The organism is Amycolatopsis jiangsuensis (assembly GCF_014204865.1).
In the GTDB taxonomy this organism is placed as follows: domain Bacteria; phylum Actinomycetota; class Actinomycetes; order Mycobacteriales; family Pseudonocardiaceae; genus Amycolatopsis; species Amycolatopsis jiangsuensis.
This window is the reverse complement of record NZ_JACHMG010000001.1, coordinates 2,354,093-2,378,013: the sequence shown is the minus strand read 5'-3', so window position 1 is coordinate 2,378,013 and position 23,921 is coordinate 2,354,093. Positions and strand designations below refer to the sequence as shown.

Genomic DNA, 23,921 nt, shown 5'->3' with positions numbered 1-23,921 from the left:
TCAGCGCGCGAGGTCGACCACGATCGGCGCGTGGTCGGAAGGGCCCTTGCCCTTGCGGGCCTCGCGGTCGACGTAGGAGTCGGTCACCGCGCCGGTGAACGCCGGGTTCCCGTACACGAGGTCGATGCGCATGCCGCGGTTGTTCGGGAAGTTCCCCGCGCGGTAGTCCCAGTAAGTGAACGGGTGGTCGTACTTCAGCGGCCGTGGGAAGACGTCCGTGAGCCCGGCCTCGCGCAGTGCGGCCAGTGCCGCGCGTTCCGGCCCGGTCACGTGCGTCGACCCGGCGAAGGCTTCGAGGTCCCACACGTCGTCGTCGGCCGGCGCCACGTTGAAGTCACCCAGCACGGCGAACGGCCGGTCCGCCGCCAGTTCCTCGCCGGCGAGGTCGCGCAACGCGGCCAGCCACGCCAGTTTGTAGGCGTAGTGCGGGTTTCCCGGTTCGCGACCGTTCGGCACGTAGACCGACCAGACCCGGACCCCGCCACAGGTTGCGCCGATCGCACGTGCCTCGGCCTGCCCGTCGAACTGCGGTTCGCCGGGCAGGCCTCGTACGACGTCCTCGAGGCCCACCTTCGACAGGATCGCCACGCCGTTCCACCGCCCGAGCCCGTACGCGGCGACCTCGTAGCCGAGTGACCGCACCGGTTCGACCGGGAACGCCTCGGTGGTGTTCTTCAGTTCCTGCAGGCACAGGACGTCCGGCGCGGTGTGCTCCAGCCAGTCCAGCACCCGCGGGAGCCGGGGCACGATCGAGTTGACGTTCCAGGTGGCGACGCGCATGCGGCCGAGCATCCCATGCCGGTGCCCGGCCGCCGCCGGTTGCCCGTGAACCGCCCTCGGCCCTGGTCACCACTGCCGTCCGGGCGAGCGGGCCGGGACACCCTGCGGAACTGTCGGAGGCGGCCCATAGGGTGGGTACCGTGGCTGACCCGACCACCTACCGACCCCAGCCCGGGAGCATCCCGGACGCTCCCGGCGTGTACAAGTTCCGCGACGCCGGGAAGCGGGTCATCTACGTCGGCAAGGCGAAGAGCCTGCGCAGCCGGCTGAACTCGTACTTCGCCGATCTTGCCGGGCTGCACCCGCGCACCCGCCAGATGGTCACCACCGCGGCCAGCGTCGAGTGGACCGTGGTCACCACCGAGGTCGAAGCACTCCAGCTGGAGTACAACTGGATCAAGGAGTTCGACCCGCGGTTCAACGTCCGCTACCGCGACGACAAGAGCTACCCGGTCCTCGCGGTCACCCTCGGCGAACAGTTCCCGCGGCTGCACGTCTACCGCGGCGCGCGCAAGAAGGGCGTGCGGTACTTCGGCCCGTACTCGCATGCCTGGGCGATCCGGGAAACGCTCGACCTGCTGCTGCGGGTGTTCCCCGCCCGTACCTGCTCGGCCGGGGTGTTCCGGCGGCACGGCCAGATCGGCCGGCCCTGCCTGCTCGGCTACATCGACAAGTGCTCGGCGCCGTGTGTGGGCCGGGTGTCGGCCGCCGAGCACCGGGCCATCGTCGAGGACTTCTGCGATTTCCTCGCCGGCCGCACCGACGCGATGGTCAAGCGCCTGGAGCGGGAGATGGCCGCGGCGTCGGAGGAGCTGGAGTTCGAACGTGCCGCGCGGCTGCGTGACGACCTGGGTGCGTTGCGCCGTGCGATGGAGAAGCAGGCGGTGGTGTTCGGCGACGGCACGGACGCCGACGTGGTCGCCTTCGCGCACGACGAGCTGGAAGCCGCGGTCCAGGTCTTCCACGTGCGTGGCGGGCGCGTACGCGGGCAGCGCGGCTGGGTGATCGACAAGGCCGAGGAGATGGACGTCCCGGCGCTGGTGGACCACTTCCTGACGCAGTTCTACGGCGAGGAGTCCGACCGTGCGGGTCGCGACGACGTGGACACGGGTCCGGTCGTGCCGCGCGAGGTGCTGGTGCCGGAGCTGCCCGCGGACGCCGACGCCGTCGCCGAATGGCTGACCGGCCTGCGCGGCTCGCGGGTACGGCTGCGGGTGGCGCAACGCGGTGACAAGAAGGCGCTCGCGGAAACCGTGGCGCGCAACGCCGCGGAGGCCTTCACCCAGCACAAGCTGCGCCGGGCGGGCGACCTGACCGCGCGTTCGGCGGCGTTGCAGGAGCTGCAGGACTACCTCGCGCTGGACAGCGCGCCGCTGCGCATCGAATGCGTGGACATCAGCCACATTCAGGGCAGTGACGTGGTGGCCTCGCTCGTGGTGTTCGAGGACGGCCTGCCGCGCAAGTCCGAGTACCGCAAGTTCGCGTTGCGCGAAGCCGCCGAGGAGGGCGACGTCGCGTCCATCGCCGAGGTCGTGCGGCGGCGGTTTCACCGGTACCTCAAGGAAAGCACCGAAAACACCGGAACCACCGAACCCACGCCCGGCACGCCGCCGGAGTCGGCGGTCGAGTCCACGACCGAGTCCGCGACCGAATCCGGGAGCGAAGCGGCCGAGCCGGTGCGGGCGGGGATCGATCCGGAGACCGGACGGCCGCGCAAGTTCGCCTATCCGCCCAACCTGCTCGTGGTCGACGGTGCGGGCCCGCAGGCCACCGCGGCCGCGGACGTGCTGGCGGAGCTGGGAATCACCGACATCGCGGTGGTGGGGCTGGCGAAGCGGCTGGAGGAGATCTGGCTGCCCGGTGATCCGGATCCGGTGATCCTGCCCCGCACGTCCGACGCGTTGTACCTGCTGCAGCGGCTGCGGGACGAGGCGCACCGGTTCGCCATCCGTTACCACCGCGAGAAACGCGCGAAGCGCATGCAGACGTCCGAATTGGACAGTGTGCCCGGTCTGGGGCAGGCTCGGCGCACCGCGCTGATCAAGCATTTCGGCTCGGTGAAGAAGCTCAAGCAGGCCAGGATCGAGGAGATCGAGGCGGTGCCCGGGTTCGGCAGGAGGACCGCGGAAGCCGTGGTGGCGGCGCTGGCCGGAGAGACCGGCGCCGGAGGGGACCAGGGGTCGTGATCGGGGAAGGAACCATCGTGAGTGCGCAAGAGGGCAACCGGGGATCGGGGATGGAGGTCGCGGTCGTGTCCGGCCTGTCCGGGGCGGGCCGGTCCACCGCGGCGAAGTGCCTGGAGGACCTGGGCTGGTTCGTCGTGGACAACCTGCCGCCGGAGCTGATCGCCACCATGGTCGAGCTGGGCGCGCAGGCGCGCGGCGCGATCACCAAGGTGGCCGTGGTGATGGACGTGCGCTCGCGCGCCTTCACCGACGACCTGGCCTCGGTGATCAAGGACCTGGACGCCCGCGGGTACAAGCCGCGGGTGGTGTTTCTCGAGGCCACCGACGCGGTGCTGGTGCGCCGGTTCGAGGCGGTCCGCCGGGGCCATCCGATGCAGGGCGACGGCCGGCTCGCGGACGGCATCACCGCCGAGCGCAAGCTGCTCTCCCCGCTGCGCGAGGAGGCCGATCTCGTGCTCGACACCTCCGCGCTGTCGGTGCACGACCTGCGGGCGAAGATCGAGGACGCGTTCGGCTCCGAGGCGAGCACCCAGACCCGCGTCACCGTGCTGTCCTTCGGCTACAAGTACGGTCTGCCGATGGATTCCGACCTCGTGATGGACGTGCGGTTCCTGCCCAACCCGTTCTGGATCCCGGAGCTGCGCGAGCACACCGGGCTGGACAGCGAGGTGCGCAACTACGTGCTCTCGCAGGAGGGCGCCGAAGAGTTCCTGGACCGCTACCACCAGCTGCTGCGGCTGATCGGCGCGGGCTACAAGCGCGAGGGCAAGCGGTACCTGACGCTCGCGGTCGGCTGCACCGGCGGGAAGCACCGCAGTGTGGCGCTGTCGGAGGAGCTCGCCCAGCGACTGTCCAAGGAGGACGGAATGGCCGTGAAGGTGGTGCACCGCGACCTTGGCCGTGAGTGACGTGCGCGCGGTGGCGCTCGGCGGGGGACACGGGCTGCACGCGACGCTGACCGCGCTGCGCCGGGTGACCCGCGAGGTCACCGCGGTGGTCACAGTGGCCGACGACGGCGGCTCGTCCGGCCGGCTGCGCCGCGAGCTGGGCCTGCTGCCGCCGGGAGACCTGCGGCAGGCGTTCGCCGCGTTCGCCGCCGAGGACGGCGGACAGCTGTGGGCGGAGGTGTTCCAGCACCGCTTCGGCGGCGACGGCGCGCTCGCCGGGCACGCGGTGGGCAACCTGCTGCTCGCCGGGCTGTTCGAGGTGCTCGGCGATCCGGTCGCCGCCCTCGACGAGGCGAGCCGGCTGATGGGGATTTCCGGGCGGGTGCTGCCGATGTCGCCGGAACCGCTGGAGATCGAGGCCGAGGTGACCGGGCTGGACAGCCAGGATCCGGAGGCGATCCGGCGGATCCGCGGCCAGGTGGCGGTGGCCAGCACCCCGGGCCAGGTACAGCGGATCAGCCTGCACTCGAGCGCAGGGGGCGAGCGGCCGCCGGCCGGCTGCGCGGAGGCGATCGAGGCGGTGCTCGGCGCGGACGTGGTGTTCCTCGGGCCCGGTTCGTGGTTCACCAGCGTGCTGCCGCACGTGCTCGTCCCGGATCTGCACGACGCGCTCGTGCGGACCACCGCGGCCAAGGTCGTGGTCCTCAACCTCGTCCCCCAACCGGGGGAAACTGCCGGATTCTCCCCGGAGCGGCACCTGGACGTACTCTTCGAGCACGCGCCCGCGCTGCGCGTCGACGCGGTGATCGCGGACCGCGATTCGGTGCCCGACCCGGCCAGTCTGCACCGCGCGGCACGGCGGCTCGGGGCCCGCGCCCTGCTGGGGGCGGTGGCCGACCCGATCGTGGCGGGACGGCATGATCCTGGTGCGCTCGCCACGTGCGTACGGGAGGCGATCGGGGAGCACCGTGGCTGAGGGCGGGCGCGCAGCGGAAGGCAGGAGGGGCAGCAGATGGCGATGACCGCCGCGGTGAAGGACGAACTGAGCCGGCTCGAGGTCACGAAGATGGGACCACGCCGGGCGGAGGTCGCGTCGATGCTGCGCTTCGCCGGCGGCCTGCACATCGTGGCGGGCCGGGTGGTGGTCGAGGCGGAGCTGGACACCGGTTCGGTGGCCCGGCGGCTGCGCAAGGAGATCCACGAGCTCTACGGGCACCATTCGGACGTGCACGTGGTCACCGCGAGCGGCGGGCTGCGCAAGGGGACGCGGTACGTCGTGCGGGTGGTCAAGGACGGTGAAGGCCTGGCCCGCCAGACCGGCCTGATCGACCAGCGCGGCCGTCCGGTGCGTGGCCTGCCCGCCGCGGTCGTGTCCGGCGGGGTGGCCGACGCGGAGGCGGCGTGGCGGGGCGCGTTCCTGGCGCACGGCTCGCTCACCGAACCGGGCCGGTCCTCGTCGCTGGAGGTCACCTGCCCCGGTCCGGAGGCGGCACTGGCGCTGGTCGGCGCGGCCCGGAGGATGGGCATCCAGGCGAAGTCGCGTGAGGTGCGCGGCGCGGACCGGGTGGTCGTCCGCGACGGCGACGCGATCGGCGCGCTGCTGACCCGCCTGGGCGCGCACACGAGCGTGCTGCAGTGGGAGGAACGCCGGATGCGCCGCGAGGTCCGCGCGACGGCGAACCGCCTGGCCAACTTCGACGACGCCAACCTGCGCCGCTCCGCCCGCGCGGCGGTGGCCGCCGCCGCCCGGGTCGAACGGGCACTGGAGATCCTCGGCGAAACCGCCCCGGACCACCTGCTGGCGGCCGGCCGGCTGCGGCTGTCGAACCGGCAGGCGTCCCTGGAGGAGCTGGGCCAGCTGTCCGACCCCCAGATGACCAAGGACGCGGTCGCCGGCCGCATCCGCCGCCTGCTCGCGATGGCGGACAAGCGGGCGAAGGATTTGAGCATCCCGGACACCGAGTCCGCGGTGACCGCGGAGATGCTCGAAGAAGAGGTCTGACCGGGCTGGGGTCGGCCGTGGGTGCGTCGCTGACCGGTCCGGTCGTGGCGCCTGTTCGGTCCGGGTGGTGACTTCCTCCGCGGAGTGGCGGTCCGGCCCGGGACCGGGCACCGGCCGGAAGATCGGACAGCAAGCGTTGCGGTCCTGAGCACGGCTTTCGCGCTGGTGATCGCCGAGACGTGTCGTTGCGGGTGGGTGGCCGGGGAGCGCACCGCTGGGCAGCTGGCGTGCTGCCGTTGTCGCGCCGGGCGGCCGGTAGTCCCCCTGCCACTTGCTGACTTCGGCTGGGTTCCGGGGCTTTTGGCGTGCGCCGTCCGGGCCGTTGGCCGGAGCAGCCGCACCGATAGGGTCGTCCGCCACTCAGTCCACTGTGGACGAATGCTGCCCGTGACGGCGGGTTCGCTACGGTGGGAGGATGAGCGATCTTCCCCTTTCCGTGCTCGAGCTGGCGCTGGTGGAGTCCGGGCGGACGGCGGCCGAGGCGCTGGCCCCGCTGGCCGGTATCGGGCAGCGGCTCGACGAGCTGGGCTACCGCAGGCTCTGGTTCGCCGAGCACCACGGGTCGCCGGCGATTGCCAGTGCGTCGCCGCAGGTGCTGGCCTCGCACGTGGCCGCGGTGACCTCCCGGCTGCGGATCGGATCGGGCGGCGTGCTGGCGCCCAACCACGCGCCGTTCGTGCTGGCCGAGCAGTTCGCGACGCTGTCCGCGCTCAGTGGCGGGCGGGCCGATCTCGGCATCGGCCGCGGGCCCGGCGCCGTCGATCCGGAGCTGCTGCGTACTCTGCGCCGCGGCGCGGAACCCGCCGACGAGGCCGAATACCACTCCGATCTCGACGACCTTCTGCGGTACCTCGGGCGGGACACGAAGTTGCGCGTGCTCCCGGGTGAGGTCGTGGCGCCGGAGCCCTGGCTGCTCTCGTCCAGCCCGGCCGGGGCCGCGCTCGCCGGCGAACGGGGACTGCCGCTCGCGTTCGCCCACCACATCCGGCCGGACAACACCGCCGCCTCGCTCGCCCGGTACCGGGAGGCCTTCCGTCCGTCACCGTGGCGGTCGCGGCCGCACGTGCTGCTGGCTGTGGAAACGGTCTGCGCGGACACCGACGCGCAGGCCCAGCACCTCGTCGGCCCGATGAACGTGCTGAAGTCGGGCATCCTCACCACCGGGGGACAGGACACCGAACTGCTCAGCCCGGACCAGGCCGCCGCGCACGAGTTCACCCCGGAGATGGCCGAGCAGCTCGGCCACTTCCGCGCGGCACAGGCCCACGGCGACCCCGAGTACGTCGCCGGCCGCCTGTCCGAACTGGCCGAGCAGACCGCAGCGGACGAGCTGATGATCGTCACCCCGGTCTACGACGCCGCGGCCCGGCTGCACTCCTACGAGCTGGTCGCCGGATTCTGACCCGCGCCCCGCGGAGCGGAATGGCATCAGTGGCAAGGTGTGGGGAGTGGCAGGGGTGACCGGCGCCGCTCCGGTCACCCCTGCCACGACTGTCCCCGGTACCGAGGCGTGTCCGGTACCGGGGAAAACTCTCACCCGGGGTGCGGGCGTGGCCCATCCCGGCGGAACTTCCCTCCGAACCACGGCCGGCCCGCAGCTGGAAGCTCTTAGTTAGGAAACTTTCCTATTTAACAGGGAGATCACACACCCTCGGCCACGACCGTGTCAAGAGCGACACGAGTGGTCACTCTGCGAATCCGGCGCGGCCGTCGCGTCGAACCCCGGCGGATGCGGACGCGGGTCCGGGCCGCGAGGCGGAGCTACCCGGCGATGTCCGCCCGGGCGACCACCTTCGTGATCTTCGCCCGGATGAGGGATTCCTCGGGGACCGCGTTGCGCTTGCCGAACTCCTCCGCGTTCGCCTCGCCCATGTAGCGGGCGCCGAGGCGGGTCGCCCACTGCAGCATGTCGCCGAGGTCGCCGTGCAGCCGCGCCTCGGCGGTGAACTGCACGTAGGAGTACGGCGGGCGCTCGTCGTCGACGACGAGGGAGATCCGCGGATCGCGGCGGATCACCTTGCCTTTCAGCGTGTCCGTGCCGGTGGTGAAGATCAGCTCGTCGCCCTCGGCGCCCTCGTGCAGCAGGAACCACACCGGAGTCACGATCGGCGCGCCGTTGGTCCGGACGAGGCCCAGCTTGCCGGTCCGGGTGCCCTCGCTCGCGAACGCCCACCACTGGTCGCGGCTCATCTCACGCATACGGGGTGACCTTAGCGGCTCACCCGCGCGTGCGCGCAGCGTGGCCGACTAGCCTGGCCTGCTGTGCGAGACGACGAGATGACCGCCGCGGGCCTGGCCGACGAGGGGCTGACCCGCCGGCTGAAGGCGCTCGCCTGCACCGCGCCGCTGCACGACCTCGACGCGCGCAAGGCCAAGCTCGACTGGGCGGACGCGACGATCTACCAGATGGCCGAGATCGCGCTGCACACGATCGACCAGGTCACCATCGCGATGGACTTCGACACCGGCGCCGGGCACGACGAGGTGATCGACCGGCTGCTGCCGTTCATCGCGGCCCAGTCGCCGTCGCGGATGCCCGAGGAGCACGTGCGCGTCGCGAAATGGGTGCTGGACAACCTGATCAACGTCGGCACCACCGACCGCGGCTTCCGGCGGGTCTACGGCGCGCTGGGCCCGGCCGGCTACCAGCGCCGGCAGTTCGACTTCAAGCTGCTCGTCGAGCTGGCCGCCCCGGACGGCGAGGTGTACCTGCGGGCCACCGACGAGGCGATCAACGTGCTCGTCGGCGCGCTGGACACCGACGTCGAATCGGCCCAGATCGCGGCCGAGGTGAAGCTGGAGAACCTGATCAACCGCGGCAGGCTGGCGGACGCGAAGCTCGCCGCCGAGCAGGCGCGCTACCGCACCGTGCAGTACGGCGAGACGCTGCGGGCCAAGCTCGACGCCACCCGCCGCGACGTGCGCGCGGTGGACTGGGAGCGGGAGGTGCCGGAGCTGATCGAGTCGGCGCTCGGGCACATCGAGTCCCGGTTCCGCGCGGAGAACGCGATCCTGAAGAACATCACGACCGCGCGGGACGAGTCCGAGGACGCCGACCACAAGCGCCGTGCGGCCGAGCTGGTGGACATCGTCGCCGACTGCATCCGCCGGCACACCCGGCTGCAGTCGCGGCTCGCCGACGCCGGGGCGGTGTTCCGCGCCGAACAGGACCGCCAGCAGTTCTCCGGGCCGCCGCAGCGGGCGACGCTGGACCTGTTCGGCCAGCTGCTGATGCCCGCTCTGGAGCTGCCGCTGGCCGACGCGGTCGCCCCCGCGGAGCACTTCTTCCACGCCGTCGCCGGGATCGCCCCGCCGGTGGTGCCGTCGCTGTCGTCGCTGGTCTCGTTGCTGCTGCGGCCGGCGCCGGAGCGCGACCAGCTGATCGGCGAGATCCCCGAACCCGAGCTGGTGCCGGCCGAGACGAACGACCGCTTCGGCGACGAGGTGTGGCGGCTGGCCGACGACCTGCTGGAGCTGCCGGACGTGCCGCGCCGGCTGTCGGGTCTGCTGGAGGACGCGCGGCGGAGCGGGCAACCCGGGTTGCCTTCCCTGGTCGCGTTGCGTGCGCTGCACGCCTACAGTCCCGAGGTCGGTGCCGCGCGCCGGCAGGGGGAACGCCAAGTGCTGCTCGCGGTCGACGACGGCACACTGCTGGACGATCCGGACTTCGGTGGGGCGGATCTGCTGCTGTACACCGCCCTGGTCGACCGCGCGGATGACGAGACCGAGGAGGTCGCCTGATGCCCGTGACGCATACGAGCGTCGATGCCGAAGCCGCCGCGCGCCTCGTCGCGTTCGGCATGCGCCCGAAGCAGCTGCCTGCCCGCGACGTCGTGTACGGCGAGCTCGTGCGCCGCTACGGCGAGGACAACGCGTTCAAGGCGCTCACGCACGCGGTCGCGGCCGGGCTGGGGCTCATGGTGCTCGAAGTGACGCAGCAGGCCGGCTGTGTGCTCGCCGCGACCGACGAGTCCGTCTTCGAGATCAAGATGGACAGCTACGCGCGGCAGGCGAAGATCCGTGAACGCCGCGAGACCGAGAAGGTGCTGCACGGCCTGATCCACCTTGCCGCTGCCGCGCTCGGTTACCCGCGTCCGGACGACCTCGCCAACGACACCTACATCGGCCGCGTCAGCGTGGAGCAGGTCGACGCGATGGTGCGCGAAGCCGCGCGTGTGCTGGACGAGCGCGCGCAGGAGGCCGAAGCGAACAACGACCCGCTGGCGGATGCGCCGGAGCTGGAGCAGGCGTGGCGTGCGTACGCCCGCCGTCCGGCCGCCGCGGCCACGAAGGACGGCCGGATGGCTGCCGACACCACCCGTGGCATGGTGGCGCGTGCGCTGCGGTTCCTCGCCGACCAGGGGTTCCTGGTGCCGGTGAGCGACGAGCAGGGCGGTACTTACCGCACCACGCCGCGGTATCAGGTCCAGGTGCGGGAGCTGGCCGCGGATGCGGCGTTCGACGATCTGCTGGCGCTCGATGTCGTGGCGGTCGCCGGTGCCGGGGGGACATTGCGCACGGCGTCCTCGGAGACGCTGCAGTAGGAGGGGACTGACGATGTACGAGCTTTCGCGGGTCCGCCTGCATTCGGTGGGCCCCGCGGGTGCCCGCTACCAGGACGTGGTGCTGGACTTCAGTGGCGTGGGCGCGACGATCACCACGCCGCAGCAGGACGCGCTGTTCTCCGCGGGGGTGCACACCGGCGGGGTGGTGCGCCGCCCGTCGCCGGCGAGTGTGCTGTTCCTCGAGAACGGTGGCGGGAAGTCGGTGCTGATCAAACTGATCTTCTCGGTGATGCTGCCCGGCCGCCGTCAGGTGGTGGGCACCACGAGCACGAAGGTGCTGGAGAAGTTCGTGGCGGCCAAGGACGTCGCGCACGTGGTGCTGGAATGGCTGCACGTGGAGACGGGGCGGCGGGTGATCACCGGCAAGGTCTCCGAATGGCGGGGGCACGTCACGTCGGCGGACGCGGAGAACCTCGTCGACTCGTGGTACTGCTTCCGCCCGACCGCGGACCTGGATCTGGAAACGCTGCCGCTGGCCGAGGAAGGCCGGCTGCTCACCGTGTCCGGCTTCCACGACCGGATCGCGGGCGCGGCGATGGCCGAACCGGAGCTGGAGCTGTTCTGGACGCGCCGGCAGCACGAGTGGACCGGGCGGCTCGACCAGCTCGGGCTGGACACCGAGCTGTTCCGCTACCAGCGTGCGATGAACGCGGGTGAAGGCGAGGCGGCGGACGCCTTCGCGTTCTCCACCGACGAAGGGTTCGTGGAGTTCCTGCTGCGCGCTGTGCTGTCCGAGGACGAGCCGAAGGACCTCGCGGAGGTCGTGGCGACGTACGCGCACAACCTCGCGCAGCGTGGCGATCTTCTGGCGGAGAAGGAGTTCGTCGAGGGAGCGCTGGAGCTGCTCGGCCCGCTGCACGAGGAGGAAGGTGTCGCGGCCGCGTCCCGTCGGATCGCGGACTCCGCGCGCGCCGATCTGGCGGAGCTGTCCGGCCGGATCCACGCGCGCGACGAGCTGGAGAACGCGCGGCTGTCCGGACTGCAGGAGCACGTCGACGAGGTGAAGACCGCGGAGAAGCTCGCCGAAGGCGACCATCGGCGGCTCACCGTGGGTGTCACCGAGCTGCGCCGCCTCGTCGCCGTGCTGCGGCTGGAGGAAGCGCAGACCGAGCGTGAGCGCGTGGACGGCGAGCTGACCGAGGCGAAGACCCAGGCCGAGGCTTGGCGCGAGACAGCGACAGTCTTGAACCGGCTGAACTCCGCGCGCAAAGCGAAGGATCTGCGCGAGCTGGTCGGGAACCGCGAGGAGAAGGCGAAGCCGGCACTTGCCGCGCGCGACGCCGCGGCGTCCGCGCTCGCTCGTGGCCTTTTCGCGCTGGCGCGGGACGCGCAGCGCCAAGGGGACAAGGCGGAGGCGCACGCGGACGCGTTGCGTGCCGAAGCGGAAAAGGCGCAGACCGAGCGCGACGAAGCGGCAAACCTGTCCGCCGCACGGCGCGCCGAGGCGCGGGGGTTGTCCGCGCGGATTGCCGAGCTGCGCGAGGAGATTTCCACGTCGGTCCGTGGTGGACTGCTGACCGCTGGTGCGGACGTGGCCGAGGCGTCGCGCGTCGCGCGCACGGAGGCCGAAGCAGCGGCCGCGGAGTCCGCGCGCCGCGAGCAGGAGCTCGACCGCGTCGGCGAGGATGTGCAGGCGGCGCAACGGTCGGTGAACGAAGCACATCAGCTCGCCGGGTCCACTCAGGACCGTCTCGCGCGCGCTGCCGAGGACTTGGAGCGTGCGCATCGACGTACCGACGCGCTGGCCGCCGAACCGCGGTTGATGGAGCTGCTGGGTGCCGACGACGTGCACCCGGAAAGTGATCTTCCGGTGCTGCTGCAGCGGTTGCGCGAGGCGAGCGCGGCCGTGGAGAAGGAGCAGACCGCGCTGCGGATGGAGGAGTCGGCGGACGAGCGGGCGCTGACCGCGCTCGGTTCGGGCGGGCTGCTGCCTCCGCCGGAGGACGTGCAGGCCGCACTGGACGCGTTGGAGCAGGCCGGGATCACCGCGTGGTCCGGCTGGCGTTATTTGTCCAAACTGGATTCCGCGCGCCGTGAAGAGGTGCTGGCGCGGATGCCGCAGCTGGTCGCCGGTGTGCTGCTGAACGACGTCGCGCAGGTACCGCGGGCGCGTGAGGTGCTGTCGGCGGGGCGGCTGCTGCCTAGCGCGGTGATCGCTGTCGGCACCACCGGGGCGTTCCAGTCGGCGGACCAGCCGGCCGCGGCGGGCGTCGAGTTCCTCGTGCCGCCGAATCCGGCGATGTACGACGAGGAAGCCGCGGACACCGAGCGCGAGGCCGTGGCCGAGCGGCATGCGAAGCGGCAGCGGCGGCTGGAGCAGCTGTCCGAGACGTTGTCCGCGGACGGCGCACTGATCTGGAAGCTCACCACGTGGCGCGAGGACTATCCGGCGGGCGCGGTCGCGACACTTGCCGAGCAGGCCGAGAGTGCCCGTGCCGCCCGTGAGACGGCGCAGACGGCGCTCTCACAAGCCGACGCGGAATTCACACGGTTGAGCGAGAAAGCCGCTTCGCTGCGGGAAAAGGTCCCGGCCTTGCGGACAGCGGCCGCGGAAGCCGAGGAGAAGGCGCGCAGGCTCGGCGAGCTGGCGACGCGCGCCGCGCGCGTCGCGGAGTGGACCGAAGAGGTCGAGCGCGCTACGGAGGTCGCGGAGCGCGCCGAGACTACTGCGTCGGACGCTGCTGCCCGCGCGGCCCGGTTGCGCGAGCAGGCAGGAGAGGAACAGCGGACTGCGGACGGCCACCGTCGTACCGCCACCACTGCCCGCGCCGAGCTGGCCGAGGTACCTGGTGCTGCCGAGGTCCCCGAGGGCACCGAAACGCCTGCGGAACCGGTCGACGCGTTGCGGCGGACCTTCGCGTCTGCTTCGGAGGCGTACGCGAAGGTCGAAGTCGGCAGTGACCTTCGCGCGGAGCTGGAGCAGGCGGAGTCCGCGGAGGCGGCTGCGTCGTCCGCGCTGGAGGCGCTGGACGAGCAGGTGCGTCAGCGCGCGGCGGAGCTGCTGGAAACACCGGACGGTTCGGACGCCTCTGCCCGCGCGGCCGCGCTGGCGCGTGCGCGCCGGGTGGTGGACGCGTTGGAGGACGAGCGCACCGAAGTGATCGGCCAGGTGTCGACGCGTCGCGCCGAGCTGGACGCGTTGCCGTTGAACTCGAACGCCGCGGGTCCCGCGGAGCGGCCGCGCGACATCGAGCACGGCCTGGAGCTGATCGACGCCGCTTCGCTGGAAGTGTCCGCGGCGGCCCGGCAGTGGGAAGAGCTGCAGGAACGCCGTGCGGCAGCGGAGGGAACGCTGGACTCGGCCAAGGAATCGGCGTCCGGATTCGGGCTGCTGGCCGAGTCGCTGGCGCATCTGCGGCCCGAGGAGCCCGCTGCCGCGTACGAAGACGACGTCGAGACAGCGCGCGCGAAGCACACCCGGCTGAACACTGTGCTCAACGAAGCTCAGGCTGCAGCCGACGCCGGCGACAAGCGAGTGCGCGCGGCCGCGGATCAGCTCGCGCAGTACGCCACGGAGAAGCGGTTCGAGAAGCTGACCACCCCGGTGCGTCAGCAGGTGGTCTCCGTGAAGCGCGATCAGCTGCCCGCGCACGCGGCAGAGTGGACGGAGGCGTTGCGGCCGCGGCTTCGCACGCTCACCGACGACCTCGCGCAGATCGACCGGCATCGCGGCGGGATCATCACGCGGCTGCAGGGCATGGTCGAGGGTGCGCTGCGGACGTTGCGCTCGGCCCAGCGCGTGTCCCGGCTACCGGACGGCCTCGGCGACTGGTCCGGGCAGGAGTTCCTGCGGATCCGGTTCAGCGAGCTCGAAGACCACGAGCTGGCGGAGAAGCTGGGCGAGGTCGTCGACGAGGCGGCCGCGGGCAAGACCGCCGACGGCCGCGACGTGAAGCGCGACGGGCTGTCCCTCGTGCTGCGCGGCGTGCGAGTGGCCGCGCCCAAGGGATTCCGGGTGGACATGCTCAAGCCGGACTCCGTGCTGCGCACCGAACGTCAGCGGGTGTCGGAGATCCGCGACGTGTTCTCCGGCGGCCAGCAGCTGACCGCGGCGATCATCCTGTACTGCACGCTCGCGGCGTTGCGCGCGAACAACCGGGGCAAGGCGCGCAACCGGCATTCCGGCGTGCTGTTCCTGGACAACCCGATCGGCCGCGCGTCCGCGGGGTACCTGCTGGAGCTGCAGCGCGCGGTCGCCGAGGCGCTCGGCGTGCAGCTGATCTACACCACCGGCCTGTTCGATGCCGGGGCACTCGCGGAATTCCCGCTGATCGTGCGTCTGCGCAACGACGCGGACCTGCGGGCGGGCCGCAAGTACCTGTCGGTCGACGCGACCATCCGCACCTCGCTCGACGATCTGGGCGACCCGGACGGCGTCGCGCGGCTGTCGGCGACGCGGATGTTCACCCGTACGGACGAGCGTGGCTGGGAGGACCAGCCCGTTTCGTGAACGCGGCGGGTTTGTCGGACCCCGCTGGTAAGAATCAGCGGGTGAAGATTTCCCTTGCCCAGCGCCGGGCCCGGCTCGGTGCGCGCCACTGTCTCGCGGCGCCGGCGGCCACCGTCGAGGAGGCCGTCGGCGGGGTGGTGGCTTTGCACGCCACCGACCCGGCGTCGGTGTACCTGTCCGCGTGGGCGCGCGTGCGCGGGCTGTCGGTGACCGACGTCGAGCGTGCGCTGTACGAGGAGCGGAGCTTGGTGCGTCTGCTCGGGATGCGGCGCACGGTCTTCGTCACGTCGGTCGACACGGCCGCCTGCGTGCAGGCCGGGTGCGCGACCGACATCGCCGCCCGGCAGCGGCGCCTGCTCGAGCAGCATCTGGGTACGCAGGGCCATCCGGAGAACGTGGCCGATCCCGCGCCGTGGCTGGCCGACGTCGAGGACAGCGTGGAGAAGGCGTTGCGTGGCAGGGGAATCGCGACCGCGCAACAACTGGTGGACGACGAGCCGCGCTTGCGTCAGCAGCTGCACCTGGCGAAGGGCAAGCCGTACGCGTCGATCGGGAACGTGACCAGCCGGGTGTTGTTCCAGCTGGCCGTCGACGGCCGGATCGTGCGTGGCCGGCCGCGGGGGACGTGGCTGAGCACGCAGTACCACTGGGCCCCGTCGACGGACTGGCTGCCCGCGGGTTGGCCGGGCCTCGCGCCCGACGCCGCCCGAGCCGAACTGGCCCGCCGCTGGCTGCACGCGTTCGGCCCGGCGACCGTCGCCGACCTGCGCTGGTGGTCGGGGTGGAACGCGGGGCAGACGAAACGGGCGCTGTCCGTCGTGGCCCCGGCCGAGGTGGAGCTGGACGGCACCCCGGGGATCGCCCTGCCCGGCGACCTGGACCCGGTCGCCGAACCGGACCCGTGGGTGGCGCTGCTGCCGGCACTGGACCCCACCCCGATGGGCTGGTCCGGCCGCGACTGGTACCTGGGCCCGCACCGCGCCGCCCTGTTCGACCGCAGCGGCAACATCGGCCCCACCATCTGGAGCGACGGCCGCGTGGTGGGCGCGTGGGCCCAGCGCCCGTCCGGGGAGGTGGTGACCGCACTGCTGGAGGACATCGGCACGGAAAAGACCGCAGCCGTGAAAGCCGAAGCGGCCCGCCTGACCGGCTGGCTGGGGGAGTCACGGGTAGTGCCGAAATTCCGCACCCCGAAGGAGAAGGAACTGTCGAGCTGACCAGGTGACCCGGTCCGCGGCCGGCCCCGCCTACGGAGCAGCCACTGAGCCTCCCCGCCGCGCCCCGCCCCACGGCACTGGCGGGGTGGGGTGTGGGGGCGTGGAGCGGAGGGCGCGTGGAAACGTGGGGCGTGGGGACGTGGGGCGTGGGGACGCGGGCCTGGGAGCGTGTACGTGGACGCGGGGCGTGGGAGACGGGGGGCGTAGGGCGTGGGCGTAGGGACGTAGGACGCGCGAACGTCGGCGCGGGAACGTGGGTGACTCGCTTCCGGGCGTTCTTTCGGGCTTCGGGTCTGCCCGTTGCCCTCCGGCCGTTGCTTGTGGCTGTGGGGCCGGCCGTTGCTTCCGGTCTCGCTGCTGGTGGTGGCCGTGGTGCTTGCCGTCGGGGCTCGCCGCGGTCTTGGCCTTGGTGCCGTATTCGAGGGCTCGCCGCCCTGGCGTTCGTCCGCCGCCGGTCTTGCCTGTGGTGCTGGTCGTCGGGCTCGCCGTCGTGGCGGTTGTCTTCGGCCTCGTCGCTGGTCTTGGCTTGGGTGTTTTCTTCGGGACTTGCCGTCCTGGCGTTTGTCTCCGGCTCGGCCGCCGGTCTTGCCTGTGGTGCTTGACTTCGGCTCTGACTCCCGCACTGCCTTGTCCGGCATCGGTCTCCGCCGGTCCTTGTCTCAGGCCCTGGCCAGCCCCGCCGCCAGGCCCCCGCGTCCGGTTTTGCCGCCAGCTCTGCCTGGGCCACGTCTTGTACTTGGGCCGGGTCCGTTCGGACCGGTCGTGGCCGGACCGAACGGACCCGCCGGCCGCGCTCGGTGCCTGGATCCGTCCGCTGTGCGCCGGTCACGGGTCCGCCTCCGCGAGCCCGGTGCGGCACCCAGCCTGGTGCGGCACCCAGCCCGGTGCGGCACCCAGCCCGGCGCGGGCGCGTGCCCGGACCGGTGACGTTCCGTGCCGGGGTCGCCGGCCGCGTCCGGTTCGTCGCCTCCCCTCCGTGGGGCGTCCCGGTCGGGTGAAGGGCCGGATGTGCCGGGTGAGGCCGGGCACCAAGACCGATCAAGGAGGTGGTCCGCCGGTCGCCGCCGGTTTTCGCGGGTACGTGGCTGAGCTGGCTTCTTAATCGATTCTTGACGTCTCCGCGCAGTGGTGGAAGTCTCGTCGGGGGAATCCGGGGCGCTCGTGCCCGCGCGCTAGGGTTGCGCCGGAAACCGCAGTCTTCCGGGGCCGGTGCCCCGGTTCGAGTTGGCAGTGTTCAAGACCCAAAGGAGTGGCAGCAGTGACCGTTCGCGTAGGTGTCAACGGCTTCGGCCGGATCGGCCGCAACTTCTTCCGTGCCGTGAAGGCGAGCGGTCACGACATCGAGGTCGTCGCGTTCAACGACCTCGGCGACGTCGCCACCATGGCCCACCTGCTCAAGTACGACTCCATCCTGGGCCGCTTCCCGGGTGAGGTGAGCGTCGGCGACGACGGCATCGTCGTGGACGGCACGACCATCAAGGCGCTCGCCGAGCGCGACCCGGCCAACCTGCCGTGGGGTGAGCTGGGTGTGGACGTCGTCGTGGAGTCCACCGGGTTCTTCACCAACGCCGACGCGGCCAAGGCGCACCTGGCCGGCGGTGCCAAGAAGGTCATCATCTCCGCCCCGGCCAAGGGCGAGGACCTCACCGTGGTGCTGGGCGTCAACGACGACAAGTACGACGGCTCGCAGAACATCATCTCGAACGCCTCGTGCACCACCAACTGCCTCGGCCCGCTGGCCAAGGTCCTCAACGACGCCTTCGGCATCGAGCAGGGCCTGATGACCACCATCCACGCCTACACCCAGGACCAGAACCTGCAGGACGGCCCGCACAAGGACCTGCGCCGTGCCCGCGCCGCCGCGCTGAACGTGGTGCCCGCCTCGACCGGCGCCGCGAAGGCGATCGGCCTGGTGCTGCCGGAGCTGCTGGGCAAGCTGGACGGCTACGCGCTGCGCGTGCCGGTGCCGACCGGTTCGGCCACCGACCTGACCGTCACGCTGAAGAAGTCCGCCACCCTGGACGAGGTCAACGCCGCGTACCAGGCCGCCGCGGACGGCCCGCTCAAGGGCTACCTGCGCTACAGCACCGACCCGATCGTGTCCTCGGACATCGTCACCGACCCGGCCTCCTGCATCTACGATTCGCCGCTGACCAAGGTCATCGGCAACCAGGTCAAGGTCGTCGGCTGGTACGACAACGAGTGGGGCTACTCCAACCGCCTCGCCGACCTGGTCAAGATCGTCGGCGCGAAGCTGTCCTGAACCCGATGAGTGTCAAGAACCTCGACGACCTGCTGGGCGAAGGCGTCTCGGGTCGCTACGTGCTGGTGCGCAGCGACCTGAACGTCCCGCTCGACGGGGACCGCATCACCGACGACGGCCGCGTCCGCGCGGCGCTGCCGACGATCAGCAAGCTCGCCGAGGCGGGCGCCAAGGTCGTCGTCACCGCGCACCTCGGCCGCCCCAAGGGCGAGCCGGACCCGAAGTACACCCTCGCACCTGTCGCGAAGCGGCTCGGTGAGCTGCTCGGCGCGGAGGTCGCGCTGGCCGGTGACCTGGTCGGCGAGTCCGCCAAGGCGCTGACCGGCGGGCTGGCCGAAGGCGGCGTCGTGCTGCTGGAGAACGTCCGCTTCGACGCGCGCGAGACGAGCAAGGACGCGGTGGACCGCTCGGAGCTGGCCGCCGAGCTGGGCGCGCTCGTCCCGGGCGGGGCGTTCGTGTCCGACGGTTTCGGCGTGGTGCACCGCAAGCAGGCCTCGGTGTACGAGGTCGCGTCGGTGCTGCCCGCCTACGCGGGCGGCCTCGTACTGGCCGAGCTGGACGTGCTGAAGAAGCTGACCGACGACGTCAAGCGGCCCTATGTGGTCGTGCTCGGCGGCGCGAAGGTGTCCGACAAGCTCGGCGTCATCGCGAACCTGCTGACCAAGGTCGACCGGCTGCTGATCGGTGGCGGCATGGCCTACACCTTCCTCAAGGCACAGGGCCACGAGGTCGGCGAGTCGCTGCTGCAGGCCGACCAGCTCGACCAGGTGCGCGGCTTCCTCGCCGAGGCGGACAAGCGCGGCGTCGAGCTGGTGCTGCCGGTCGACGTGCTGGCCGCCACCGGGTTCGCCGCGGACGCGCCGCACGAGGTCGTGGCCGCCACGGCGATCCCGGCCGACCGGCAGGGCCTGGACATCGGCCCGCGCACGCGCGAGCTGTTCGCCGGCAAACTGGCCGACGCGGCCACGGTGTTCTGGAACGGCCCAATGGGCGTGTTCGAGTTCGAGGCGTTCTCCGGCGGCACTCGCGCGGTGGCCGAGGCACTCGTGGCGAGCGAGGCGTTCACCGTCGTCGGCGGCGGGGACTCCGCGGCCGCGGTCCGGCAGCTGGGCCTGCCCGAGGACGGCTTCTCGCACATCTCCACCGGGGGCGGTGCCTCGCTGGAGTACCTGGAAGGCAAGGAACTGCCCGGCGTGAGCGCGCTGGAGGGGAAGAACTAGTGGCACGCAAGCCCTTGGTGGCCGGCAACTGGAAGATGAACCTCAACCACCTCGAGGCCATCGCCCTGGTGCAGAAGATCGCGTTCGCGCTGCCGGAGAAGTACTACGCGAAGGTGGACGTGGCGGTGCTGCCGCCGTTCACCGATCTGCGCAGTGTGCAGACGCTCGTCGACGGCGACAAGCTGTCGATGAGCTACGGCGCGCAGGACGTCTCCCCGCACGACTCCGGTGCCTACACCGGCGACGTGTCCGGGCCGATGCTGGCGAAGCTGGGCTGCAGCTTCGTCACCGTCGGCCATTCGGAACGGCGGGCGATCCACGGCGAGACCGACGAGCTGGTCAACAAGAAGGTCAGGGCCGCGCTCAAGCACGGCGTCACGCCGATCCTGTGCGTCGGCGAGGAGCTCGAGGTCCGCGAGGCAGGCGAGCACCTCGCGCACACCACCGCTCAGCTGATCGAGGGCCTGAAGGGACTCAAGGCCGAGCAGGTCGCCACCGTGGTGATCGCGTACGAGCCGGTGTGGGCGATCGGCACCGGCAAGGTCGCGACGCCGGCCGACGCCGAGGAGTGCTGCAAGGCGTTGCGTGCGGCGCTGGCGGAGAAGTACGGCGACGAGGTCGCCGGCACGGTCCGGGTGCTCTACGGCGGCTCGGTGAAGTCGGGCAACGTCGGCGAGCTGGTCGCGGCCGAGAACATCGACGGTGCCCTGGTCGGCGGCGCGAGCCTCGACGGCGACGAGTTCACCAAACTCTGCGCACTGGCGGCGGGTGGCCCGCTGCCCTGATCGAGGCCACTACCGGGTAGCCTGTGTATCCGGTCCGTCACTAGAGCAGTGGGCGAGTCCGGGAGTACGGTGAAGATCCGCCACGCGGGTGGGAGCCGTACCCCTGCATTCTCCGACAAGCACCGAGGATGAGATGAAGCTGTTCCTGCAAATCCTGTTGATCGCCTCCAGTGTGCTGCTGGTGGTGGCCGTGCTGCTGCACCGCGGCCGTGGCGGCGGCCTGTCGTCGCTGTTCGGCGGTGGCATGCAGTCCAGCCTGGCGGGCTCGAGCGTGGCCGAGAAGAACCTCGACCGGATCACGCTGCTGCTCGCCGCGATCTGGCTGATCAGCATCGTGGGTCTCGGGCTGCTGCTCAAGGTCTGACCGTGCCCCGTGCAGGGGCAGGTGATCGGCGTGCCTATAGGGGGGCGCGCCGCCGATTCCAACGGGTGAGGATTCATGGTTGGCGGTAACGCGATTCGCGGTACCCGCGTGGGTGCGGGACCTTCGGGCGAATCGGAACGGGGTGAGTCGGCGCCGCGGCGCCGCGTCTCCTACTGGTGCGCGAACGGGCACGAGGCCCGTCCGTCGTTCTCGATGGACGCGGAGGTCCCGGAGGAGTGGGACTGCCCGCGTTGCGGCCTCCCCGGCGGGCAGAACGAGCAGAGCCCGCCCGCCGCGCCGCGCACCGAGCCGTACAAGACCCACCTGGCCTACGTGAAGGAACGCCGCAGCGACGCCGACGGTGAAGCCATCCTGGCCGAGGCACTGGAACGCCTCCGCCAGCGTCGCGAACTGATCTGAGGTCCGTCCACGAAACCACCGCCCCGGCCGCCACACGGCCCGGGACGGTGGTTTCGTTGCATTCCGGCACGCTCTGCGTTCCGGACCCGCACCGCGCTCGCCTCCACGCCCGACGCCGTCCAGCGCTCGTCTCGCGCTCGACTTGGCCACTTCGAAAGCGCTCCGGCGGGCAGGCGGGCGGCGAGGCGGAACGGGGCGTCAGCGGTCCAGTGGGTATCGTGCCCGGACGCGGAAGCCGCCGTTCTTCGTGCCGGAGGTTTCGAAGCTTCCGCCCAGAAGGCGGGCTCGTTCGGCGAGGCCGGTGAGGCCGTGGCCGCCGGAGGGGAGGTGCTCGCCGGTCCGGCTGGCGCGTTCGTTCTCGACCTCGATGTCCAGTCCGCCGCTCGCGGCCTGGATGCGGATGGTCGCGGTCGCGCCGGGGGCGTGCTTGTGCACGTTGGTCAGGCATTCCTGCACGGTGCGGTACGCGGCCGCGGACACCTGGCTCGGCAAAGTGTCGGGCAGCTGTTCCACGCTCAGCTGCACCGGGACGTCCGCGGTGCGGATCAGGTGGTCCAGCTCGCCGATGCCGGGACGGGGACCGTCGTCCTCCGAGCCCGAGCGCAGCACGCTCACCAGGGACCGCAGTTCCTCCAGGGTGCGGGTCGACAGCCCGCGGATCACCTGGGCCGTCTCCAGCGCCGGACCTTCCTTCGCCTGCGCCTGCAACGCGCCCGCCTGCATGGCGATCAACGTGATCTGGTGCGACACCACGTCGTGCATCTCGCGGGCCAGCCGGGCGCGTTCCTCGGCGCGGATGGTGTCCGCGTAGAGCCGGCGTTCCCGGTCCCGGCTCTTCGCCAGCTCGGCCAGTTTCGCGGAGATCTCCGCGCGGGCCCCGATCAGCAGCGCGATGGTGATCGGCATCCCCGCCACGAAAACGCTGTAGATCCCGTCGAGGAAGTGCTCGCGCCAGCCCAGCTGCGTGAACTCGTCCAGCGGCCACTGCACGAACCGGCAGGTGAACACCAGCGCCGCGCCCACCCAGGTCTGCCAACCCAGCTGACGGCGGGTGGCCAGCATGCCCAGCGTGATCATCGACGCCAGCTGCGCCCAGCCGACGAGGAACCCCGGCACGGCCGCGAGCATGGCCAGGAAGGGGAACCGGCGCCGCAGCACCACCGCGAGACACGCGGCGCCGGACAGGTAGATCGAATAGGGCGGCGCCTTCGGCGGCACGACGAGCCACACGTCGAGCACGACCAGCATGGCGACGGCGAGCTCCACACATACGGTCGTCACGACCGGCCGGCGCAGCGGGGCGAAGACTCCGCGCCGCAGCGCGGCGAACACCCCGGCCAGGCGGAAACGCCGGACCCGGTCGGCGGCCCCCGCACCGGAGCTGCCCATCGAGATGCCTGGAATCGAGAGTCCCTCTGTGCTCATCTCGGCGACCCCATTCGTCTTGTGGACTTGGTCATGAGAGGCGCCGACCACCCGATCGGGACGCGCGGCGGGGAACAAATGTGCGGATGCTAACGAGGACGGGTGTGTTGACGGTAAGTTTCACCCACCGTGGTCCTCTTGGCTGAATGATCTCGCCTCCTAGGCCATACGAGTGAGGCGACGAGAGTTGAACTCACTATGTGTCGATCACCGCACGGTACGTCAACCCTACGGCGGACACCCCATAGCAGTGAGCCACTCTTCGGTGCAGTGCCCGCTGCTCCATTTGCCCGCCGCGGTGTCGATCGCGGGGCCGGGTGAAATGCGTCATCCTGATGGGTATGGCGCTGGGTATCGACATCTACCGGAGTTTCCAGCACGTCACCGACTGGCACGCGGTCAAGAACCACGGCGTGACCTACGTGTACGTCAAGCTGTCCGACGGTGGCGGCACCGCGGCGGGCGGCACCGGCGACGCCGAGGTCGCGGGGTCGAAATCGGTGGGCATCCCGGTCGGCGGGTACCACTTCGTGCAGGCGAGCCCGTCTCCCGAGGCGCAGGCCCGGATCCTGCTCGGCGAGGTCCGCAGGGTCGGCGCGACCGGCTGCGCCCCGATGCTCGACCTGGAGGACAACCCGGCCTCGTCCTCGCTGCCGAACATCCCGGACGGGGAGAAGAGCGGCTTCGCCACCGCGTTCGCGAACGAGGTCGCGCGGCAGGGCTTCCGGCCCGGCGTGTACCTGAACAACGCGCTGGCCAAGAAGCTGCGGCCGGACGGCTGGGGCGTGCCGGGCCTGGTCATCTGGATCGCCCGCTACGGTGCCCGGCCGGACCCCGCGGCCGGGCGGTACGACATCCACCAGTACTCCAGCACCGGACAGATACCCGGCATCCAGGCGAACGGCGTCGACCTGGACGAGTCCTACACGAACGCGCACCTGACCGGTGCGACGCCCGCGGCAGGAAAGGTGACCGAACTGATGGAACGACTGAAGCTTCCACCGAGCAAGGACATCACCTCGGTGCGGCTCCTGCTCTCCGGCAGCGATACCGCGGCGATCGTGATCCGGCCGTGGCTCGGCCCGGACGGGCTCGCGCCGACCCCGGTGTTCCTCGGCAACATCCACGCCTGGGGCAGTGACAAGTCCGGGATCGGGCACAACCCGAAAATCGAGCCGGGATTCGACCCGAAGGTGGTTTCGCACCGCCGCTACGCGCTGCCCGGCGCCGTGTGGGCCGACTTCGAGTACAGCACCAACGCCGAATTCGACCTGGACATCGTCGGCTGATCCGCGGACCCCGGGGCACGAACGCCGTGAAGGCCTCCTGCAGGGAACTAGATTCCCTGAAGGAGGCC

Annotated in this window: 18 protein-coding genes; 15 read left to right on the top strand and 3 right to left on the bottom strand. The window is 71.3% G+C overall.

The window, feature by feature from the left end; genetic code table 11:
- The gene (locus BJY18_RS10310) at positions 1-780 is read right to left on the bottom strand and encodes an exodeoxyribonuclease III (protein WP_184779768.1); all 780 of its coding nucleotides are present in this window, start codon (positions 778-780) and stop codon (positions 1-3) included.
- A 140-nt stretch (positions 781-920) separates the two neighbouring features.
- Here BJY18_RS10310 and uvrC point away from each other — a divergent pair, with 140 nt between their 5' ends.
- The 5 genes from uvrC (at position 921) to BJY18_RS10285 (ending at position 7,257) form a co-directional block, all read left to right on the top strand.
- Complete coding sequence (gene uvrC / locus BJY18_RS10305) at positions 921-2,966, top strand: excinuclease ABC subunit UvrC (protein WP_184779767.1); 2,046 nt, start codon at positions 921-923, stop codon at positions 2,964-2,966.
- 50 nt (positions 2,967-3,016) lie between these two features.
- A complete protein-coding gene (gene rapZ, locus BJY18_RS10300) occupies positions 3,017-3,874 on the top strand; it encodes an RNase adapter RapZ (protein WP_184784531.1) in 858 nt (285 codons plus the stop codon).
- 1 nt (position 3,875) lies between these two features.
- Positions 3,876-4,829 (top strand): gluconeogenesis factor YvcK family protein, encoded by a 954-nt coding sequence (locus BJY18_RS10295; RefSeq protein WP_184784530.1) that lies wholly within the window; start codon positions 3,876-3,878, stop codon positions 4,827-4,829.
- Positions 4,830-4,865: 36 nt separating this feature from the next.
- Positions 4,866-5,855: a DNA-binding protein WhiA gene (gene whiA, locus BJY18_RS10290; RefSeq protein ID WP_184779766.1), complete on the top strand. Its 990-nt coding sequence runs from the start codon at positions 4,866-4,868 to the stop codon at positions 5,853-5,855.
- Positions 5,856-6,270: 415 nt separating this feature from the next.
- Positions 6,271-7,257 (top strand): LLM class flavin-dependent oxidoreductase, encoded by a 987-nt coding sequence (locus BJY18_RS10285; RefSeq protein WP_184779765.1) that lies wholly within the window; start codon positions 6,271-6,273, stop codon positions 7,255-7,257.
- Between the two features lie 359 nt (positions 7,258-7,616).
- Here the strand turns inward: BJY18_RS10285 and BJY18_RS10280 are convergent, their stop codons facing one another.
- On the bottom strand, positions 7,617-8,054 hold the full coding sequence (locus tag BJY18_RS10280; protein ID WP_184779764.1) for a PPOX class F420-dependent oxidoreductase: 438 nt from the start codon (positions 8,052-8,054) through the stop codon (positions 7,617-7,619).
- 78 nt (positions 8,055-8,132) lie between these two features.
- Here BJY18_RS10280 and BJY18_RS10275 point away from each other — a divergent pair, with 78 nt between their 5' ends.
- From BJY18_RS10275 to BJY18_RS10235, 9 genes are all read left to right on the top strand, one after another.
- The gene (locus BJY18_RS10275) at positions 8,133-9,596 is read left to right on the top strand and encodes a hypothetical protein (protein ID WP_184784529.1); all 1,464 of its coding nucleotides are present in this window, start codon (positions 8,133-8,135) and stop codon (positions 9,594-9,596) included.
- A complete protein-coding gene (locus tag BJY18_RS10270) occupies positions 9,596-10,399 on the top strand; it encodes a hypothetical protein (RefSeq protein ID WP_184779763.1) in 804 nt (267 codons plus the stop codon). The genes BJY18_RS10275 and BJY18_RS10270 overlap by 1 nt, the downstream gene beginning before the upstream one ends.
- A 13-nt stretch (positions 10,400-10,412) precedes the next feature.
- Positions 10,413-14,870 (top strand): coiled-coil domain-containing protein, encoded by a 4,458-nt coding sequence (locus BJY18_RS10265; protein WP_184779762.1) that lies wholly within the window; start codon positions 10,413-10,415, stop codon positions 14,868-14,870.
- 41 nt (positions 14,871-14,911) lie between these two features.
- Entirely contained in the window at positions 14,912-16,087 is a 1,176-nt protein-coding gene (locus tag BJY18_RS10260) for a winged helix DNA-binding domain-containing protein (protein WP_184779761.1), read from the top strand.
- A 1,258-nt stretch (positions 16,088-17,345) separates the two neighbouring features.
- The gene (gene gap / locus BJY18_RS10255) at positions 17,346-18,350 is read left to right on the top strand and encodes a type I glyceraldehyde-3-phosphate dehydrogenase (RefSeq protein WP_184779760.1); all 1,005 of its coding nucleotides are present in this window, start codon (positions 17,346-17,348) and stop codon (positions 18,348-18,350) included.
- Between the two features lie 5 nt (positions 18,351-18,355).
- Entirely contained in the window at positions 18,356-19,570 is a 1,215-nt protein-coding gene (locus BJY18_RS10250; protein WP_184779759.1) for a phosphoglycerate kinase, read from the top strand.
- Positions 19,570-20,355, top strand: coding sequence for a triose-phosphate isomerase (tpiA, locus tag BJY18_RS10245; RefSeq protein ID WP_184779758.1), 786 nt, complete (start codon positions 19,570-19,572; stop codon positions 20,353-20,355). The genes BJY18_RS10250 and tpiA overlap by 1 nt, the downstream gene beginning before the upstream one ends.
- 133 nt (positions 20,356-20,488) lie before the next feature.
- On the top strand, positions 20,489-20,719 hold the full coding sequence (gene secG / locus BJY18_RS10240; protein ID WP_184779757.1) for a preprotein translocase subunit SecG: 231 nt from the start codon (positions 20,489-20,491) through the stop codon (positions 20,717-20,719).
- Positions 20,720-20,794: 75 nt separating this feature from the next.
- Positions 20,795-21,139, top strand: a complete 345-nt coding sequence (locus tag BJY18_RS10235) for an RNA polymerase-binding protein RbpA (protein WP_184779756.1) — start codon at positions 20,795-20,797, stop codon at positions 21,137-21,139.
- A 198-nt stretch (positions 21,140-21,337) separates the two neighbouring features.
- Here the strand turns inward: BJY18_RS10235 and BJY18_RS10230 are convergent, their stop codons facing one another.
- A complete protein-coding gene (locus tag BJY18_RS10230; protein ID WP_184779755.1) occupies positions 21,338-22,564 on the bottom strand; it encodes a sensor histidine kinase in 1,227 nt (408 codons plus the stop codon).
- Positions 22,565-22,905: 341 nt separating this feature from the next.
- Between BJY18_RS10230 and BJY18_RS10225 the strand changes: the two genes are divergently transcribed.
- Positions 22,906-23,853 carry a glycoside hydrolase family 25 protein gene (locus BJY18_RS10225; protein ID WP_184779754.1) on the top strand — a complete coding sequence of 316 codons (948 nt, stop codon included), beginning with the start codon at positions 22,906-22,908 and terminating at the stop codon, positions 23,851-23,853.
- The last annotated feature ends 68 nt before the right edge of the window (positions 23,854-23,921 follow it).